At 71.0% G+C, this 18,001-nt stretch carries 18 protein-coding genes and 1 pseudogene; 13 read left to right on the top strand and 6 right to left on the bottom strand.

Annotated elements, in window-relative coordinates; all coding sequences use genetic code 11:
- Positions 1–6: 6 nt before the first annotated feature.
- From ACWGI2_RS09905 to ACWGI2_RS09890, 4 genes are all read left to right on the top strand, one after another.
- Entirely contained in the window at positions 7–945 is a 939-nt protein-coding gene (locus ACWGI2_RS09905; RefSeq protein WP_453394956.1) for a PAC2 family protein, read from the top strand.
- 53 nt (positions 946–998) lie between these two features.
- Positions 999–1,601, top strand: a complete 603-nt coding sequence (gene coaE / locus ACWGI2_RS09900; protein WP_453694843.1) for a dephospho-CoA kinase — start codon at positions 999–1,001, stop codon at positions 1,599–1,601.
- A gap of 14 nt (positions 1,602–1,615) precedes the next feature.
- A complete protein-coding gene (locus ACWGI2_RS09895) occupies positions 1,616–1,999 on the top strand; it encodes a hypothetical protein (protein ID WP_453394954.1) in 384 nt (127 codons plus the stop codon).
- An 84-nt stretch (positions 2,000–2,083) separates the two neighbouring features.
- On the top strand, positions 2,084–2,455 hold the full coding sequence (locus ACWGI2_RS09890; protein WP_453394953.1) for a tetratricopeptide repeat protein: 372 nt from the start codon (positions 2,084–2,086) through the stop codon (positions 2,453–2,455).
- A 50-nt stretch (positions 2,456–2,505) separates the two neighbouring features.
- On the opposite strand, the pseudogene ACWGI2_RS09885 reads toward ACWGI2_RS09890, so the two are convergent.
- A pseudogene (locus ACWGI2_RS09885) lies at positions 2,506–2,759 on the bottom strand (DUF6343 family protein); the annotation flags it as partial.
- A 235-nt stretch (positions 2,760–2,994) separates the two neighbouring features.
- Here ACWGI2_RS09885 and ACWGI2_RS09880 point away from each other — a divergent pair.
- Together ACWGI2_RS09880 and ACWGI2_RS09875 are read left to right on the top strand one after the other, a co-directional pair.
- Complete coding sequence (locus tag ACWGI2_RS09880) at positions 2,995–3,897, top strand: acyltransferase domain-containing protein (RefSeq protein WP_453695706.1); 903 nt, start codon at positions 2,995–2,997, stop codon at positions 3,895–3,897.
- A 70-nt stretch (positions 3,898–3,967) separates the two neighbouring features.
- Complete coding sequence (locus ACWGI2_RS09875) at positions 3,968–4,660, top strand: class I SAM-dependent methyltransferase (RefSeq protein WP_453695704.1); 693 nt, start codon at positions 3,968–3,970, stop codon at positions 4,658–4,660.
- Between the two features lie 75 nt (positions 4,661–4,735).
- On the opposite strand, the gene ACWGI2_RS09870 is transcribed toward ACWGI2_RS09875, so the two are convergent.
- Positions 4,736–5,170, bottom strand: coding sequence for an RNA-binding S4 domain-containing protein (locus ACWGI2_RS09870; RefSeq protein WP_453694842.1), 435 nt, complete (start codon positions 5,168–5,170; stop codon positions 4,736–4,738).
- Between the two features lie 184 nt (positions 5,171–5,354).
- Here ACWGI2_RS09870 and ACWGI2_RS09865 point away from each other — a divergent pair, with 184 nt between their 5' ends.
- The 4 genes from ACWGI2_RS09865 to pip are packed head-to-tail and all read left to right on the top strand — an operon-like array spanning position 5,355 to position 10,459.
- Positions 5,355–6,722, top strand: coding sequence for a M20/M25/M40 family metallo-hydrolase (locus ACWGI2_RS09865; protein WP_453694841.1), 1,368 nt, complete (start codon positions 5,355–5,357; stop codon positions 6,720–6,722).
- Positions 6,719–8,245, top strand: coding sequence for a YfcC family protein (locus tag ACWGI2_RS09860; protein WP_453694840.1), 1,527 nt, complete (start codon positions 6,719–6,721; stop codon positions 8,243–8,245). Before ACWGI2_RS09865 ends, ACWGI2_RS09860 begins: the two co-directional genes overlap by 4 nt.
- Positions 8,242–9,453, top strand: coding sequence for an MFS transporter (locus tag ACWGI2_RS09855; RefSeq protein ID WP_453394949.1), 1,212 nt, complete (start codon positions 8,242–8,244; stop codon positions 9,451–9,453). Before ACWGI2_RS09860 ends, ACWGI2_RS09855 begins: the two co-directional genes overlap by 4 nt.
- Positions 9,454–9,505: 52 nt before the next feature.
- Positions 9,506–10,459: a prolyl aminopeptidase gene (pip, locus tag ACWGI2_RS09850; RefSeq protein ID WP_453694839.1), complete on the top strand. Its 954-nt coding sequence runs from the start codon at positions 9,506–9,508 to the stop codon at positions 10,457–10,459.
- 190 nt (positions 10,460–10,649) lie between these two features.
- On the opposite strand, the gene ACWGI2_RS09845 is transcribed toward pip, so the two are convergent.
- Complete coding sequence (locus tag ACWGI2_RS09845; RefSeq protein WP_453694838.1) at positions 10,650–11,312, bottom strand: GntR family transcriptional regulator; 663 nt, start codon at positions 11,310–11,312, stop codon at positions 10,650–10,652.
- 200 nt (positions 11,313–11,512) lie between these two features.
- Between ACWGI2_RS09845 and ACWGI2_RS09840 the strand changes: the two genes are divergently transcribed.
- The 3 genes from ACWGI2_RS09840 to ACWGI2_RS09830 all read left to right on the top strand — a co-directional run bounded on the left by ACWGI2_RS09840 (position 11,513) and on the right by ACWGI2_RS09830 (position 15,210).
- The gene (locus ACWGI2_RS09840; RefSeq protein ID WP_453694837.1) at positions 11,513–12,988 is read left to right on the top strand and encodes an NCS1 family nucleobase:cation symporter-1; all 1,476 of its coding nucleotides are present in this window, start codon (positions 11,513–11,515) and stop codon (positions 12,986–12,988) included.
- Positions 12,988–13,704, top strand: a complete 717-nt coding sequence (locus ACWGI2_RS09835; protein ID WP_453694836.1) for an aspartate/glutamate racemase family protein — start codon at positions 12,988–12,990, stop codon at positions 13,702–13,704. The genes ACWGI2_RS09840 and ACWGI2_RS09835 overlap by 1 nt, the downstream gene beginning before the upstream one ends.
- Before the next feature lie 402 nt (positions 13,705–14,106).
- The gene (locus ACWGI2_RS09830) at positions 14,107–15,210 is read left to right on the top strand and encodes a glycoside hydrolase family 6 protein (RefSeq protein ID WP_453694835.1); all 1,104 of its coding nucleotides are present in this window, start codon (positions 14,107–14,109) and stop codon (positions 15,208–15,210) included.
- Between the two features lie 3 nt (positions 15,211–15,213).
- Here the strand turns inward: ACWGI2_RS09830 and ACWGI2_RS09825 are convergent, their stop codons facing one another.
- From ACWGI2_RS09825 to ACWGI2_RS09815, 3 genes are all read right to left on the bottom strand, one after another.
- Entirely contained in the window at positions 15,214–15,636 is a 423-nt protein-coding gene (locus ACWGI2_RS09825; RefSeq protein ID WP_453694834.1) for a RidA family protein, read from the bottom strand.
- Between the two features lie 74 nt (positions 15,637–15,710).
- The gene (locus tag ACWGI2_RS09820; protein WP_453694833.1) at positions 15,711–16,709 is read right to left on the bottom strand and encodes a TolB family protein; all 999 of its coding nucleotides are present in this window, start codon (positions 16,707–16,709) and stop codon (positions 15,711–15,713) included.
- Positions 16,706–17,998 carry an MFS transporter gene (locus tag ACWGI2_RS09815; RefSeq protein ID WP_453694832.1) on the bottom strand — a complete coding sequence of 431 codons (1,293 nt, stop codon included), beginning with the start codon at positions 17,996–17,998 and terminating at the stop codon, positions 16,706–16,708. Before ACWGI2_RS09815 ends, ACWGI2_RS09820 begins: the two co-directional genes overlap by 4 nt.
- Between the last annotated feature and the right edge of the window lie 3 nt (positions 17,999–18,001).

The following is an 18,001-nucleotide window of genomic DNA, read 5'->3' as shown; positions in this document are numbered from 1 at the left end:
GTCACAGTGCTTGATCCGCAGGGTTTGTACGCATGGGAGCCGAAGGGCCTCGCGGTCGTCGACATGGCGCTGGCCCAGGAATCGGCCGGACTGGTCATGCTCTACCACTTCGACGGCTACATCGACGCGGGCGAGACCGGCGACCAGATCGTCGAACGCCTCACGGACAGCCTGCCGGGCCAGGTGGTGGCGCGCTTCGACCACGACCGGCTCGTCGACTACCGCGCGCGCCGTCCGCTGCTCACGTTCCGGCGCGACCGCTGGACCGACTACGAGGTACCCACGCTCGACGTGCGGCTGCTCCAGGACGCCACGGGCGCGCCCTTCCTGCTGCTCTCCGGGCCCGAGCCCGACGTCGAGTGGGAACGCTTCGCGGCGGCGATCGGGCAGATCGTGGAGCGGCTCGGCGTACGCCTCTCGGTGAACTTCCACGGCATCCCCATGGGCGTGCCGCACACCCGCCCCGTGGGCCTCACCCCGCACGGCAACCGCACCGACCTGGTGCCGGGGCACCGCAGCCCCTTCGACGAGGCGCAGGTGCCCGGCAGTGCGGCCTCGCTCGTCGAGTATCGCCTCCTGGAGGCGGGCCACGACGTGCTCGGTGTGGCCGCGCACGTCCCGCACTACATCGCGCGCTCCGCGTACCCGGACGCCGCCCTCACGGTCCTTGAGGCGATCACCGCCGCGACGGGCCTCGTGCTGCCGAGCGTCGCGCACGGGCTGCGCACCGAGGCGCACCGCACCCAGACCGAGATCGACCGGCAGATCCAGGAGGGCGACGAGGAACTGGTCTCCCTCGTACAGGGACTTGAGCACCAGTACGACGCCGCGGCCGGCGCCGACGCGCGCGGCAACATGCTCGCGGAGCCCATGGACATCCCGTCCGCCGACGAGATCGGCCAGGAATTCGAGCGCTTCCTCGCCGAGCGTGAGGGCGACGCGTAAACGATGTCCGGCCGAGGGGGCGGAGAGTGAAGCCACCCCCTAAGCTGCCGGTCATGCTGAAGGTGGGCCTGACCGGCGGTATCGGCGCCGGCAAGAGTGAAGTATCGCGTCTCCTCGTCGCGTCCGGAGCCGTGCTGATCGACGCCGACAAGATCGCGCGGGAGGTTGTGGAGCCCGGAACTCCGGGGCTCGCGAAGGTCGTTGAAGCCTTCGGGCAGGAGATCCTCGCTCCGGACGGCACCCTCGACCGGCCGAAGCTCGGCTCGGTCGTCTTCGCCGACCCACAGAAGCTGGCCGTGCTGAACTCGATCGTCCACCCCCTGGTCGGCGCCCGCTCCGCCGAACTGGAGGAGGCTGCCTCCGAGGACGCCGTGGTCGTCCATGACGTGCCGCTGCTCGCGGAGAACGGCCTCGCGCCTCTGTACGACCTCGTGGTCGTCGTCGACGCGCGCCCCGAGACCCAGCTCGACCGTCTCGTGCGCCTGCGCGGCATGAGCGAGGAGGACGCCCGCGCGCGGATGGCCGCCCAGGCGACGCGCGAGAAGCGTCTGGAGATCGCCGACATCGTGATCGACAACGACGGCCCGCTCGATGGCCTCGGGCAGCGAGTCGCCGCCGTATGGGCGGACCTCGCGCGGCGGGCACGCGCGGCCTAGAAGGAGGCGGGGGAGTGGTCGTACTGGCGGTGGTCACCGCCTTGGGCGGCCTGGTCGCGCTGCTGGCCGGTGCGTACGGCCTGCGGCAGACCCGGCGCATCACGGCCGCGGGCGAGGTGGCGCAGGCCCTGGTCAAGGCGGTGCCGCCGGGGGCCGAGCGGCCGACGCTGCAGTTCGAGACGGGGGACGGGCGGGTCGTCGAGGTGGTGTCGCCGGTGCCGCGGAGCGCCGGGCGCCCGCTCGCCGCGGGTGACCGGGTGCGTATCGCGTACGACAGTGATGATCCCCGGGAGACCGTCGTCATCGGCCACGAGCGCAGGGGCGTCGACCGGGGGTTCGTGGCGGCGGGGGCGGCGGTTCTGGTGCTGGGCCTTGTGCTGACGGTCCTGGCACTGTGAGGCTCCGTGCGCCCGGTGGGAACTGACGGAATAGGCGTCGACCTGACGGGCGTTGAGACAGTGCAGCGAGGGAAGGAGTCACGCGTGCCCGAAATAACCCCGGAGACCCATGTCATCGACTTCCGTGCGGCGGAGCAGCTCCTTGCCGCGCGGGATCCCAGAGGCGCCGTGAAGCTGCTCGACACGGTCATCGCGGCCCACCCCGAGAACACGGCGGCGCGGCTGCTGCGGGCCCGTGCCTTCTTCGCCGCCGCTCAACTGCGCGCTGCCGAGCTGGAGTTCAGCATCGTCCTGGAGCGCGAGCCGGACAACGCCTTCGCCCACTTCGCACTCGCCCGCACCTACGAACGCGCGGCGCGGCCCGACCAGGCCCGGCGCCACTTCCGTCTCGCCGCGGCGCTCGATCCGCAGCCGGAGTACGTGGCGGCGGCACGCTTCGACGACGCCGAGGGCTGAGGGGGCCACCCCTGAGGCCCACCCCTGCGGGCCGCCCCGGAGGCCTAGCCGGCCCTCGGGGGCTCGTACGGCGGGATGTCGCGGCCCGGCTGGTAGTGCGGGCCCTGGTGGATGTGGCGCAGGATCATCGCCATGTCGGCGGTCACGATCAGCCACAGCACGCCGCACGCCACGGCCCATTCGGGCGTCCCACGAGGGCGAAGGCGACGGTGCCGAACGTGGCCCAGACCAGGCCCCACACGCTGAACCAGAAGCGCATGCGCAGGGGACTGCGCGCGGTCACCGGTTCACTGCCTGTGCGCATCATGAGAGGTCATCTCCTCCCTCTGCACCCTGCTGCCGGGGGCTCTCCACCTCTCCACCTTCCAGGATCCACCCGTGGGTGGTGGACCGGAAGGGCCAGAGGCTTCAAGATCGTAGATGTGTCGATCGGGGGCAGGGCTGTGCTGGACGTACTGAGGGACCGGGCGAGGACGGACGGGTGGCTCGCCGCGTGGCTGAAGGATCTTGAGGGCGCTCGGGAGCCACGGGCCGAGGCGGTGCTGCCCTCGGCCGACGAGCTGCCGGACGTGCTGCTCGACCTGGCGGTGCCGCACGAGGACATCAATGACCTGGTGGCCCTGCGCGGGCGGCTGATGGGGGACCCGGAGGCGCGGTGGCTGCTGGACCGCAGCGTCGACGGGATGGTGCGGGACATGGGGAAGGTCGGCGACGACCCTCAGTACCCGCCCTTGCCCGCGGAGTTGGGTGCGCTCGGGACCTTCTTCTACGTCTATGTGTGCGTGGCGACCCTGCCGTACGTACGCGCGTATCACCGCAGCCGCGGCATCCCGGACGACATCTCCCGGCGTACGCTCGCGGACCTCGGGCGGCACATGGCGGTGCACCGCCGGGCGCGCGGAGGCCCCGGGCTGCTGCACCCGGGCTGGAACGCCCTGCATTTCCGGGGCGAGCTCTACCAACTGGGCCGGCTGCAGTTCCAGCGCGCCGTTCTGGGCGAGCGGATGGGCGGGGCGGTGGCCGCGGCGGGGCATTCCGCGGGGCGGGGCGAGCCCTGTCTGAATCTCCACATCACCGACTTCCGGGGGCCGCTCTCCCCTGAGGCCTGCGACCGGTCGATGGCGCTGGCGCGGGAGTTCTTCGCGCGGCACTTCCCGGAGGAGCGATATGAGACAGCCGTGTGCCACTCCTGGCTGCTCGATCCCCAGCTGAAGCGGTACCTGCCGGCGGACTCGAACATCGTCCGCTTCCAGGAGCGCTTCCACCTGGCGGCCGGATACGAGCGGGAGCCGGACGACACCACTCCGGTCGCCTTCGTCTTCGGCGACGGGAGCCTTCCCGTGGCCGAACTGCCAAGGCGCACAAGGGTGGAGCGGGCCGTGGGCGACCACTTGCGGGCGGGCGGTCACTGGTACGGAGGGCATGGCTGGTTCCCGCTGTAGACCGCGGGGCGGCGGTGAGCGGCGGGAACGGGCCCTGTGAGCACTTCGTTGAGGGGGCATGAATGTTGAGATGCGTGAGGGATACGAGGGGACGGGCCCTGGAGCGATCACGCCGGACGGCTGCGCGGTGGAGCTTTACACGCGCCTGTCCGTCGGCGACGAGCCCGATGTCATCGCCGGTGCGGTGCCGGCCGGAGCGCACATTCTGGAGCTGGGAAGCGGCGCGGGACGGGTGACGCGTCCGCTCCTTGAGCGGGGGTTCCGCGTCACGGCGGTGGATGAGTCCGCCGAGATGCTGGAGAAGGTCGCCGCGCTCGACGGCCGGGTGCGCACGATCCGGAGCCCGATCGAGAAGCTCGACCTGGGGGAGCGGTTCGAGGTGGTGATGCTCGCGTCGTTCCTCGTGCACAACGGCGACCTGGCGTTCCGGCGCGGCATGCTGCGGACCTGCCGGAGCCATGTGACGGACGACGGCTGTGTGCTGATCCAGCGGGAAGGCGCGGACTACCACACGAACCTGCCGAGGGAGCGGGTCGACCCGGGCGGGTACACGGTGCGGATCGTGTCGGCGGAGCCCGTAGGGGACGGGGTGAACGAGGTCCACGCGGAGTACGTCTTCCCGGACGCCGTATGGACCCAGACGTTCCGCGCCCGGCCGCTCACTAAGGAACAGTTCGAACAGGCGCTGGAGGAGGCGGGGCTCAGGGTCGACAAGTACCTGACGGAGGACGGGACTTGGGTACGGGGCGTGCCGGTCCGCTGACGCGGTCGCGCGTTGCTCAGTTCCGTACGCTGACGCGCCCTCGCGTCGCTCGGTTCCGTCCGGCCGGGGACGTCGTCAGCCCTCGAAGCCGCGCAGTCGTTCCATCTCCCGGCGGTCGCGCTTGGTGGGGCGGCCTGTTCCGCGGTCCCGTACGCCCGCGGGGGCCACGGCCTCGCGGGGCGGCGGGGGTGGGCTGTTGTCGACGTAGCACTCGACGGCCACCGGTGGGCCGACTCGCTTGCGGATGACGCGTTTGACGACGACGACGCGTTCACGGCCGTCCGCGTGACGCAGGCGCACCTCGTCGCCGACGTGCACGGCGTAAGCGGGCTTCACGCGCTCGCCGTTGACCCGGACATGGCCGCCCTTGCAGGCCGCCGCGCCCATGGGGCGGGTCTTCACCAGACGTACGGCCCAGATCCAGGCGTCGACCCGCGCGGAACCCCCGCCAGTGGCACTGCCCGCCACACCGCCCGCACCCGCGCCACCGCCTGAAGTCTCCGAAGCCATGCCCCGACTTTAATGCCTGTCCGTCGGTTCAGGGCGAGGGCCGGGCAAGCGCTGTGCGGTGGTCGTGCGGCAGCAGTGCGGCATCCCCGCCCGCCCGGCGAGCCGTGCGGAGACCGCCCCCCTCGGAGTCCGATAATTCGGTCTATTCGCCGCAAAGCGGGACGCAGACCGAGGGGTGCCGCCCATGAAGCTCGAAGCCACCGTCGATGACCTGATGGACACGTTGCGCGCCGACCTCGAACGGCTCGCCGCGATCCCGTCGATCGCCTTCCCCGGCTTCCCGGCCGCACCGGTGCGGGAGGCGCACGATCTGCTGGCCGAGCTGTTGCGGGGAGCGGGGGTGCCAAGCGTCGAGCGGCTCGACCTGCCGGACACCGCGCCCGTGATCTACGGGGAGATCCCGCCGCCGACCCCCGACGCGCCGACGGTCCTGCTCTACGGCCACTACGACGTCCAGCCGCCCGGCGACGAGAGCCTGTGGAAGTCGCCGCCCTTCGAGCCGACCCCGATCGAAGGAGGCCTGCGCGCCCGCGGCATCGCCGACGACAAGTCCAACGTCATCGCGCACCTGGGGATGCTGCGGGCCTACGGCGGCAGGCCGCCCGTCGGGATCAAGATCGTCATCGAGGGGCAGGAGGAGTACGGCAGCGCCTTCGACGACTACCCGCCCACCGACCCGGAGCGGTTCGCCTGCGACGCCATGGTGGTCGCCGACCTCGGCAACCTCCGGCCCGGCACCCCCACCCTCACCACCGCCCTGCGCGGCGCGTCCGAAGTCGTCGTGGAGGTGCGCACCCTCGACGAGCCGCGCCACAGCGGGGAGTTCGGGGGCGCGGCGCCCGACGCGCTGCTCGTGCTCCTCAAGGCCCTGGCCACCCTCCACGACGTACACGGAGATGTGGCCGTGGAGGGGCTTCGGCGCGAGGACTGGAGCGGCACGAGCTACACCGAGGACGAGTTCCGCGAGCTTGCCGGGGTGGTGGACGGGGTGCCGCTCATCGGCAGCGGCAGCCTCGGCGAGCGGCTCTGGAGCGGCCCCGCCATCACGGTGATCGGGCTTGACGCGCCCACTGTCGAACACGCGGCGTCGGCTGTCGTGCCGTACGCACGCGCCAAGTTGAACCTCCGCTTCCACCCCCGCCAGGACCCGAAGGAGGCGCGGGGCAGGCTGGTCGATCACCTGCGCTCGCTCAGGCCCTTCGGCGTTCCCCTCACCGTCACGCCCGGCGACACAGGCCCCGGCTACGAGGCCGCCACCGGCGGACCCGCCTACCGTGCCGCACGCGCCGCGCTCAAGGAGGCCTGGGGCGAGGAGGCGTCGTTCGTGGCGACCGGCGGCTCCATCCCCCTGGTCAACGGCCTCGCGAAGGCGGCACCCGGCGCCGAGGTCCTGCTCTTCGGCGCCCAGGACAGCATGTGCAATCTGCACGCCCCGAACGAACGCGTCCTCTTCTCCGAGCTGCGCAACACGGTCGTCGCCATGGCGGCCTTCGTGCGCGAGTACGCCGCCGGCTTCGGCGGTAGCGACGCAACCGGGAAGAGCCGCGCATGAGCACCACCGCCACCGATCCCGGCATCGAAGAGCCGCAGCACAAACGGAAGTTCACCTTCCCCAGCGCCCTGACCATCCTCGCGATCGTCACCGTAGCCGTCTGGCTGCTCGCCTTCCTCATCCCGTCCGGCGCCTACGACCGCAACGACGAGGGCGCCCCCGTCGAGGGCAGCTACCACCGCGTCGACTCGGGCCAGACCTTCGTCGACCGGCTCAATGACCTCTTCCTCGCCCCGGTCAACGGCCTGTACGGCATTCAGGACGAGAAGTCGGGCGTCGTCGGGCCCGACATGGCCGGTGAGCTGTACGGCAGCGCGGGCGTGTTCCTGTTCGTGCTCGCCATCGGCGCGTTCATCACCGTCGTCTTCGCCACCGGCGCACTCGACCGCGGCATCGGCCGCCTCGCGCACCGCCTTCGCGAGCGCGGGGCGATGCTGATCGCCGGCGTGATGCTCGTCTTCTCCGTCCTCGGCACGGTCGAGGGGTTCGCGGAGGAGACGCTCGGCTTCTACGGCCTGATCGTGCCGCTGATGCTCGCCCTCGGCTACGACCGGATGGTCGCGGTCGGCGCGATCATCCTGGGGGCCGGGATCGGTGTGCTCTGCTCGACGGTCAACCCGTTCGCGACCGGAGTCGCCTCCTCCGCCGCGGATATCTCGCTCGGCGACGGCATCGTGCTGCGGTTCGCGATGTGGATCGTCCTGACGGCGGTCACCATCGCCTACGTCATCCGGTACGCGAGGCGCGTACAGAAGAACCCGGAACGCTCCCTCTCCGGCTTCCTGCCCGGCGACCGTGAGCAGACCGCCGCCGACGCGGGCGAGGTGCCGGAGCTGACACGGCTGCACAAGGCCGTGCTCGTCCTGGTCGCCCTTGTCTTCGCCTTCATGATCTTCTCCGTGGTGCCCTGGGCGAGCGCGCTCACGGGCGACGCGGACGCGAAACCGTACGGCTTCGAACTCGGCTGGTCCTTCCCGCAGTTGGCGGCGCTCTTCCTCTGCGCTGCCGTGCTCGTCGGGGTCGTGGCGCGGATGGGCGAGCAGCGGCTCAGCTCGACGATCACTCAGGGCGCGGCCGACTTCATCTCGCCCGCGCTGGTCATCGTGCTCGCGCGCGGCGTCACGGTGATCATGAACAACTCGAAGGTCACGGACACCGTCCTGCACTCCATCGAGGGAGTGGTGAAGGGCACGTCCTCCGGCCTCTTCGCGATCATCGTCTTCGTCGTGAACCTGCCGCTGGCCTTCCTGATCCCGTCCACCTCCGGCCACGCGACCCTCGCCATGCCGATCCTCGCCCCGCTCGCCGACTTCGCCGGGGTCTCGCGCTCGGTCGTCGTCACGGCCTGGCAGGCGGCGAGCGGCTGGATGAACCTGTGGGTCCCGACGACGGCCGTGACCATCGGCGGCGTCGCGCTCGCGAAGGTCGGCTACGACAAATACCTGCGGTTCGTCTGGCCGCTGCTTGCCATCCTGTTCGTCCTGATCTGCGCCTTCGTGGCGCTTGGAGCGGCGCTCACATGACACCGAACCCGTCCGCACAGACCTCGGCCGTCACGGCCCGTCCCTCGGCCGCCGCCTACCGCAACCTCGCGGTCGCCACGATCGGCTTCACGCTCACCTTCTGGGCATGGGACCTGATCGCGCCCCTCGGCAGCGACTTCGGGGAGCGGCTCGGGCTCTCCTCCTTCGCCCAGTCCCTGCTGGTCGCCGTCCCGGTCATCGTCGGCTCGCTCGGCCGCGTCCCGGTCGGCGCGCTCACCGACCGCTACGGCGCCAAGCGGATGTTCCCGCTGGTCTCGGCGCTCACGATCGTGCCGGTACTGCTGATCATTCCGGCCAAGGACAACTACGTCGCGATGCTCGCGGTCGGCTTCCTGCTCGGCCTCGGCGGAACGACGTTCGCGATCGGCATCCCGCTGGTCAACTCCTGGTTCCCGCCCGCCCACCGGGGCTTCGCGCTCGGGGTCTTCGGGATGGGCATGGGCGGTGTGGCGCTCTCCGGGTACTTCACGCCGCGCATCGCCAAGCACGGCGAGAACCTGCCGTTCCTGGTCGTGGCGATCGCGTTGGCGGCCTTCGCGGTGCTCGCGGCGCTCCTGATCACCGACCGCCCCGACCGGCCGGTCCCGACGAGCCCGCTCACGACCCGGCTCGGGGAAGCCGGGCGGCTGCGGGTGACGTGGGAGCTGTCCGCGCTGTACGCGATCGGGTTCGGCGGCATCGTGGCCTTCGGGGTCTATCTGCCCACGTATCTGAAGACCTGGTACGACCTCTCGCCCACGGACGCGGGCACCAAGGCGGCTGGGTTTGCGCTGGTCACGGTCGTCTTCCGGCCCATCGGCGGCTGGCTCTCCGACCGGATCCACCCGGCGACGGTCACCTCGTTCGCGCTGGCCGTCGTCGCGGTCTTCGCCATCGCGCAGGCCTTCGAACCGTCACTGAATCCGGGCGGCACGATCTGCTTCCTGGTCATGGCGGCGGGGCTCGGCACGGCGAGCGGCAGCGTCTTCGCGCTCGTCTCGCAGGTGACGCCACAGGCGCAGGTCGGGTCAGTGACGGGCATCGTGGGAGCGGTGGGCGGCCTCGGCGGCTTCGTCCCGCCACTGGTCATGGGAGCGATCTACAGCGCCAAGGACTCGTACTCGATCGGATTCATGCTGCTCTCGGATCTGGCGCTGGCGGGGTGTGTGTACGCGTACGGGCGGATGCGGGGACTGCGGGCCGGGTAGCCGGTGGTGCGCGTGCGCTCGGCGCACGTCGTGAGCGGGTTATCGTCGGCCGATGGGCCTCTATCCGGAGATCGAGCCGTACGACCACGGCATGCTCGAAGTCGGCGACGGCAACCGCGTGTACTGGGAGGTCTGCGGCAATCCGCTGGGGAAGCCGGCGGTGGTGCTGCACGGAGGGCCGGGGTCGGGGTGTACGCCGTTCTTCCGGCGGTACTTCGACCCCGACGCGTACCGGGTGGTGCTCCTGGACCAGCGCGGGTGCGGCCGTTCGACGCCGCCCGCGAGTGATCCCCGTACCGACATGAGCGTCAACACGACCGGGCATCTGCTGGCCGACCTGGAGCTGTTGCGGCGTCATCTGCGGATCGAGCGGTGGTTGGTGTGGGGCGGGTCATGGGGATCCGTGCTGGGGCTTCGATATGCGCAGACGTATCCCGAGCGGGTGTCCGAGCTGGTGCTCACGGGGCTCGCCACGGGGAGCCGGGCCGAGGTCGAGCTGCTGACCCGGGGCCTCGGGCAGATCTTTCCCGAGGCGTGGGAGGCGTTCCGGGACGGGGTCCCGGAGCGGGAGCGGGACGGGGACCTCGCCGCCGCCTACAACCGGCTCCTCGAATCCCCCGACGCGGAGGTCCGGGCTGCGGCCGCGCGGGCGTGGACCGATTGGGAGACGGCCTTCGCGTCGCAGCCGCCCCGGTCTGTTCCCCGGTACGAGGATCCCGCTTTCCGGGCGGGGTTCGCCCGGACCGTCACGCACTACTTCGCCCATGACCATTGGCTCGGCGGGGACGAGGTCGTCCTGCGGGACGCGGGGGCGCTGGCCGGGATTCCGGGGACCTTGGTACAGGGGTGCCTCGATTTCGGGAACCTGGTGGGGATTCCCTGGCGGCTTCAAAGGGCTTGGCCGGGCAGCGAGTTGGTCCTGGCGGGGGGCGTTGGGCATAACGCGGGGGCGCGGGGGATCGCGGAGGAGTTGGTGGGGGCGACGGATCGGTATCGGGTGGGGTGAGGTCTGCCTCCGGCGGTTCTTTCCCCAACCCCGCCCCTTCCCGAAAACTCGCTCGGCGCGGGGGCCTACCTGGGGGCTCCGCCCCCAGACCCCCGCTCCTCAATCGCCGGAGGGACTGAATCTTTCAGCCCCTCCGGCGATCGAGGAGGCCCTCGCGCAGCGGGTTTTCGGGAAGGGGCGGGGTTGGTGACTATTCCTGTTCCTCTTCCTCGCCGAACAAGTGCCGCACCGTAGACCGGTAGTTGGTCCGCACATGCGCCAGCGCCACGTCCCGCGCAAGCCCCGCATCCCCCGAAGCCACCGCCTCGTACAACTCCCGGTGTTCCACGAGCAGATGCCCCCACTCCTCGTTGCGCCGCGTCATCCACCGCAGCCTCCCGTCCACCGGCTCCATGACCGAGGTCAGCAGACCGTTCCCCGCCATCGCCAGAAGGCGGTCGTGGAAACGCGTGTTGATGTCCGTGATCGCCTCCGCGTCAGCCGTGCGCGTCGCCTTCGCCGCGCTGTCGAGCAGGGCGGAGAGCTCCGCGAGCCCCTCCTCCGTGGCCCGTTCCGCCGCCCGCCCCGCCGCGAACACCTCCAACGCCTCGCGCAGCTCGAAGAGTTCGGTCACGTCGGTGCGGGTCAGCCGGCGCACCACGGTCCTGCGGGGCGTCTCGAAGGTGACGAAGCCCTCGGCGACCAGGGCCCGGATCGCCTCGCGGACCGGAACCCTGGACACCCCCAGGCGCTCGGCGAGCTCCCGTTCGACCAGGCGGTCGCCCGGGCCGAGGCGTCCGGCGATGATCTCCTGCCGCAGCTCGGCGAGCACGCGTTCGCGTACGGCGGCCAGCGGCTGCTCCACGGTCGTCATGGGGTCCATCATCGCCGAACGCCGCATCGATTTACCGATTCGTAACCGTACGGACATTGCCGGGCGCCTCTCCGGGCGGGAGCATGTCGGAATCTTTGGTATACCAAACTTTGGTATACCAAAGGGCGTCGCATCCTCGTCCCCCTTGCAAGCTCGTCCCCTCGCAGGCCGCACCTCCGTCCCCCTTCGCAGGAGGCACCGTGTCCCTCACCCAGCGCGCCGACGCCGACTCCCCGGGCGCCGCGACCGAGTTCGTGCCCGATCCCCGCCTCACCAACGAAGACCTCGCACCCTCCGCCGAACGTAAGTGGAAGATGTTCGACCTCTTCGCCCTGTGGATGTCCGACGTCCACAACCTCGGCAACTACACCTTCGCCGCCGGTCTCCTGGTCCTCGGCCTGAACGTATGGCAGATCTTCACCTCGCTCCTCGTCGGCTTCGTGCTCATCTACCTCGGGATGAACATGATGGGGCGCATCGGCCAGCGCCACGGCGTGCCGTTCCCCGTCGTCAGCCGCATCAGCTTCGGCGTCTGGGGCGCCAACATCCCCGCCCTGATCCGGGCCGTGATCGCCATCATGTGGTACGGAATCCAGACCTATCTGGCCTCGATCGCGGTCAACGTCATGCTGATCGCCGCCTTCCCGAGCCTGGAGTCGTGGACCGAGCACTCCTTCCTCGGGCTGCACGCCCTCGGCTGGTGTTCGTTCGTCGCCCTCTGGCTGGCGCAGGGGCTGATCATGACCCAAGGCATGGAATCCGTACGGAAGTTCCAGGATTTCTGCGGGCCCGCCATCTGGGTCGTGATGATCGCCCTCGCCGTGTGGATCCTCTGGAAGGCGGGCTGGACCATCTCGCTCACCAGCACTCCGAACCCGGTCTCCACCGGGGAGCAGGTGCGGCAGTGGTTCGGCGCCATCGGGCTCATCCTCGCCACCTACGGCACGCTGATGCTCAACTTCTGCGACTTCTCGCGCTTCGCGCCCGACTACCGCACCGTCAAGCGCGGCAACTTCTGGGGCCTGCCCATCAACTCCACGGCCTTCGTGATCCTCTCCGTGATCGTCACCGCGGGCAGCCTGGAGGTCTTCGGCAAGGCCATCACCGACCCCGCCGAACTGGTCGCCGAGATCGGCAACACCTGGGTGCTGATCTTCGGGGCGCTCACCTTCGCCGTCGCCACGATGGGCGTGAACATCGTGGCCAACTTCGTCTCGCCCGCGTACGACCTGGCCAATGTCTGGCCGCAGAAGATCACCTTCAAGATCGGCGGGATCATCTCCACGGTCGCCGCGCTGCTCGTGACGCCGTGGAACCTCTACTCCAACCCGACTGTCGTCAACTACTTCCTCGGAGGTCTCGGCGCCTTCCTCGGGCCGCTGTTCGGGATCATCGCGGTCGACTACTTCTGGGTGAAGCGCGGCCGCATCGACGCCGAGGCGCTCTTCAAGGCCGAGCCGGGATCGCCGTACTACTACAAGAGGGGCGTCAACCCGAAGGCGCTGGGGGCCTTCGTGCCCACTGCCGGGTTCGCCGCGGTGTGCGCGCTCGTGCCGTTCTTCGACTACGTCGCGCCGTACTCCTGGTTCATCGGGACGGCCACGGCCGCGCTGTTGTACGCGGTGCTGTGCCGCGCGGAGCGGAACGCTGCGCTCGCGGATGCGGTGGAGGGCTAGTGCGCATCGTGGTCACGAACTGCAACACGACCCGGGCGATGACCGAGGAGATCGTGGCGGGGGCTCGGGGCGCCGCCGCCCCCGGCACCACGATCACCGGGCTCACCCCCGCCTGGGGGCCGGAGTCCGCCGAGGGGTGGCTCGACAGCTACCTCTCGGCGGCCGCCGTCCTGGACACCCTGCGCGCACATGACGAGCCGTACGATGCCGTGGTCATGGCCGGGTTCGGCGAGCACGGACGCGAGGGCGCCCGGGAGCTCCTCGACGTGCCCGTCGTCGACATCACCGAGGCGGCGGCGCACCTCGCCTGCCTGCTCGGGCGGCGCTACGGGGTCGTCACCACCCTCGACCGGACGCGCGGCCAGATCGAGGACAGCCTGCACGCGGCGGGCGTCGCCCAGAACTGCGCGGCAGTGGTCGGGACCGGCCTGGGCGTCCTGGACCTCGGGGACTCCGAGGCCACGGCCCACGCCTTCCTCACCGCCGCGGAGCGGGCCCGCGAGGCGGGCGCGGAGGTCCTGGTGCTGGGCTGCGCGGGCATGACGGGACTACAGGAAAAGGTAGGCGCCGCCCTCGACATGCCAGTGGTCGACGGAGTGTCCGCCGCAGTAAAACTGGCCGAGTCGCTGGTCACCCTAGGCCTGACGACAAGCCGCACGGGCGGCTACGCGAAACCCTTGCCGAAGGGGCGGACTTGGGGGCGGGTGGTGGGGTGATTGGTGGGGTGGGTTGCCTGCCTGCCTGGCGGTGGGTGGAGCTGGTCGAGTCGCTCGTCGGGCTAAAGGGCCGCGAGCCGTGCCAGGGGTCTGCGTGAAGCCTGTGCTGGTGGCGGGCTCTTGGGGGTGGTTGGCGGGGGTGGTTGGGGGCGTGGGCTGTTGTCTGGCCGACGGTTGTTGGAGCCTGTTGAGGTGCTCGTTGGCTTGGGGTGGCTATGAGACGGGCTGGGTGGCTGAGCCAAACCCCTGTCGGCGGTTCGTACTTGGGCGCCGCCGTCGGGGTGATTCTTCGGGTGAACTGTCGCCCGTCCGGCGGTGTACGAGGCATGGCGGGGGCCGGGCGACCGCAGACTCCGGGGAACGCGCCGGGCCGGTCCGGCGTCGAGCCACTGGAGGTGCCCGGTGTCGCAGCCGCCCTTCCGATCACCCGGCCGAGCCCGCCCCCGCCTCGCCCGGCTGCTGGCCGCCGCGCTTCTGCTGAGCGCGGTGGCGTCCGGTGGCGCGGCGGCCTCCGGGGTGGGCCCGCATGACAGCGCAGGCGCCGGCCCGCGTGACGGCGACGGACCCGCGCCCGCCTCCGCCCCAACGGGCAACGCCTCCACCCCCGTCCCGACAACCGCCGCCCCCGGCACTACCTTCTGGGTCGATCCGAACAGTGCCGCCGCTCGGCAGGTCGTCGCATGGCGGAGTCAAGGGCGGGCCGCCGATGCTCAGCTCATTCAGCGCATCGCGGGGCGGCCCCAAGCCGTCTGGTTGCACAGCTCGGGGCCGGGGGCTGTGGTCCGTGCGGTCACGGAGGCGGCTGCCGCGGAGGGGCACACCGCGGTGCTCGTCGCGTACTTCATCCCGCACCGCGACTGCGGTGACTACTCCGGAGGCGGGGCGGGGACCGCGGCGGAGTACCGGCGGTGGGTCGACGAGTTCGCCGCGGGCATCGGAGAGCGCGCCGCGTACGTCATCGTCGAACCGGACGCCGTCGCGCAGAAGATCGCGGGCTGCGAGAAGGCCGACGCCGACGAGCGGTACGGCCTGCTCGCCTACGCCGTCGACCGCCTCAAGGCGCGCCCGAACACCAGGGTCTACCTGGACGCGGGCAACTCCAGCTGGATCCCCGACGAGCAGCGACTGCTCGCCCCGCTGCGGCAGGCGGGGATCGCCAAAGCCGACGGCTTCGCCGTCAATGTGTCCAACCACCAGACGAATGAAGTGAGTTCGGAGTACGGACACCGCCTCGCCGCGGCGCTCGGCGGCGCCAAGCACTTCGTCGTGGACAGCAGCCGCAACGGCAACGGCCCCTACACCGACAGCGACGACGAGCCTTGGTGCAACCCGCCGGGCCGCGCCCTCGGCACCCCGCCCACCACCGCCACCGGCGCCCCCGCCCTCGACGCGTACCTGTGGATCAAGCGGCCCGGCGAGTCCGACGGGACCTGCCGGGGCGGGCCGAGGGCGGGGCAGTGGTGGCCGGAGTACGCGCTGGGGCTCGCGAGCCGCGCCCGGAGCTAGGGGTCAGGTGGTGGTCTCTGGTACCACCGCCGTTGCCGTGATCTCGACCAGCTGGCCGCCGTAGCCCAGGCACGTCGTGCCGAGCAGCGTCGACGTGTGCGGGCCCTTCGCCAGCAGGTCGGAGGCGCGGATGACCTCCCACGCCTCGCTCAGCGGCCCCGGCTCGTCACTCACGACGTACACCGTGCTGGCCACCACCTGCGTCAGGTCGCTGCCGATCGCTCGCAGGGCCTCGTCGAGATTGGCGATGACCTGTTCCGTCTGGCGCGCCACGTCGCCCTCTCCGACGAGGTTCCCCTCGGGATCGAGCGGCACCGACCCCGCCATGAAGGCGAGCTTGGTGCCGGCCTCGACGACAGCGGCGTGGGCGTATCCGGGCGGCGGGAAGAGGGTGGGCACGACGGTGCGGTGAGTGGTGGTGGTCATGGGGCCGATCCTGCGGGAGACGGACGCGGGTTCGCATCCCAATTCCGCCTCAGGAGGGAGTGGTTATGGGTCTCTCAGTGGACCGCCGCCGGTGAAGTACCTCCCCGTACCAGCAAGTTCGGCGATCCGCTGCCGTCCGCCCGCGTCGTCCAGATGTCCTGCTTCCTGCCCTCCGCTCCCGGCAGCGCGTACGCCAAGGTGTCGTCGTCCAGCCATGCCGCCTGGTCGTCGACGCTGCGGGATTCGGCGAGCGGATGCTCGCGCATCGTGCGGAGGTCAAGGACGTACAGGCGCCAGGGGTCCGAACTCCCCTTCCGTACGCGCTTCTTGAACGCGATGCGCGTGTTGTCGGGGGAGAGCGACGGGCACTCCACGTTCGTGCGCAGGGTACGCGCCGCCCACTTCTTCATGTCGCCCTGGATCAGGTACGTCTTGCCCTTCGTCGAGACGGTCGCGTAGAAGCGGTTGTCGTCCTTGGCGAAGGTGACGCCCCAGTAGTTGACGTCGGGGGAGTGGTAGCGGCGGCCGTCGAGGGTGAGGGGGATCTCCTCCATGTTCTTGATCAAGTAGCCCGTGCGGGTGTCCAGGATCGACGTGCGGGTGGAGAAGGAAGAGCCCGCGTAGGAGTCCCCCGTCGCGAACATCGTCCAGGACAGCATGTGACCCGACGCCGAGACCCGGGCCCGGTTGGGGATGCCGGTGAGCGCGATGCGACGCTTCTCGCGCAACTGCCGGTCCAGGACGACGGCGTACGACTTGGGCGGGATCCCTGAGCGGCGCTGGAGGCAGAGTCCGGTGCCCGCCGCGGCGTAGAAACGCTCGCAGGAGGGGCCGCCCGTGGTGCGGGGCCCCTTGCCGGACGGGGTGCCGGTTCGGGCCACGCGGCCCGCGTCCGCTTCCGTGCTGCGGTAGTAGATGTGCCCCGCGTCGAGCCCGAACTCCGAGGTGGCCGCAGCCGGTTCGGCGCGTTGGGCCGCGTGGAGGGTGTAGCCGACGGCCACCGTCGCGAGGACGGCGGCGGCCGCGGCAACGGCGACGATGCGGGCGCGCAGAGAACGTGGGGGTGCGGTCATGCCTGCCTCTCGGGGATCTTGGTACGAGGGAGCAGCAGCGCCGCCCCGGCCAGCGCCACCGCCAGCGCGAGCGCCGCGCACGTCAGCGCCGGACCGACGCCCCACAGCGTCCACGCCGCGCCGAACCCAGCGGCCGCGACGAGACGGGCCAGCGCCTGGCCCGTCTGCAGGACCGCCATGCCGCTTGCCCGCCGCCCCGGCGGCAGCACGGGCGTGGCGAGCGCCATCAGGACGCCGTCGGTGGCCGCGTAGAAGATGCCGAGGAGCAGGAGTACGCCGATGAGCAGGGCCCAGCCGTCGGTGGGGGAGAGCAGCAGGACGTATCCGCCGAGCAGTGCCACGTGCCCGGCCAGGAACGGGACGCTGCGGCCCGTGCGGTCGGCGAGACGCCCGGCGGGCACCGCGAGCAGCAGATAGATGGCGGCGGCGCCCAGCGGCAGGAGGGGGAACCAGCTCACCGCGAAATCGAGCCGCCGCTGGAGGAGCAGATAGAGGAAGGCGTCGCCGATGGTGGCGGCGCCGAGGAGGGATGCGGCACCGAGGACGCGGCGGAAGGCGGGCACCCGGAGGATGCCAAGTACCGTCTCCCGCTTGGCGTTTGGCGGAGCCTCCGGCCGGGCGGGGGTATGCGGTCCTGTGTCGTGGCGCCCCGGCACGAACGCGACCAGCATCAGGACTCCGAGCAGCCCGAAGCAGAAGCTGACCACGAACACGGCGTCGTACGCGTCCGCCGTCGCCCAGAGCAGCGCGAACGCGGCGAGCGGACCGAGCAGCGCGCCCGTCGTGTCCATCGCGCGGTGCACGCCGAACGCCCTGCCGAGGGCGTCCGGCGGACTGCTGAGCGAGATCAGCGCGTCGCGCGGCGCGGTCCGCACGCCCTTGCCGATGCGGTCCGCGGCGAGCGCGGCGCCGATCCCGGCCGTGGCGCCGCCCGCGAGGAGCAGACCGAGGCGGGACAGTGCGGAGAGGGCGTAACCGCCGCCCGCGACGAGCTTGTGCCGCCCGCCGCGGTCGGCGGCGTACCCGCCGAGGAGTCGCACGAAGGCGGTTACGCCGTTGTAGAGGCCGTCGAGGAATCCGAACTGGAGGGGAGACAGGCCGAGTTGGAGTACGAAGTAGAGCGGAAGGACCGCTGTGACCATCTCGGAGGAGATGTCGGTGACCAGGCTGACCGCGCCGAGGGCGATGACGGGGCCGGCGACGCGGCCGCGCCCCGCCTTGGTCTCGCGTCCGGGCCCGGTCGTAGGCTGGGTCTCGGTCGTTGCCCCCGCCGTTGACGCCAGATACATCTC

This window comes from Streptomyces sp. NPDC054866 (assembly GCF_053610745.1).
This window is presented reverse-complemented; position numbering and strand designations above follow the sequence as displayed.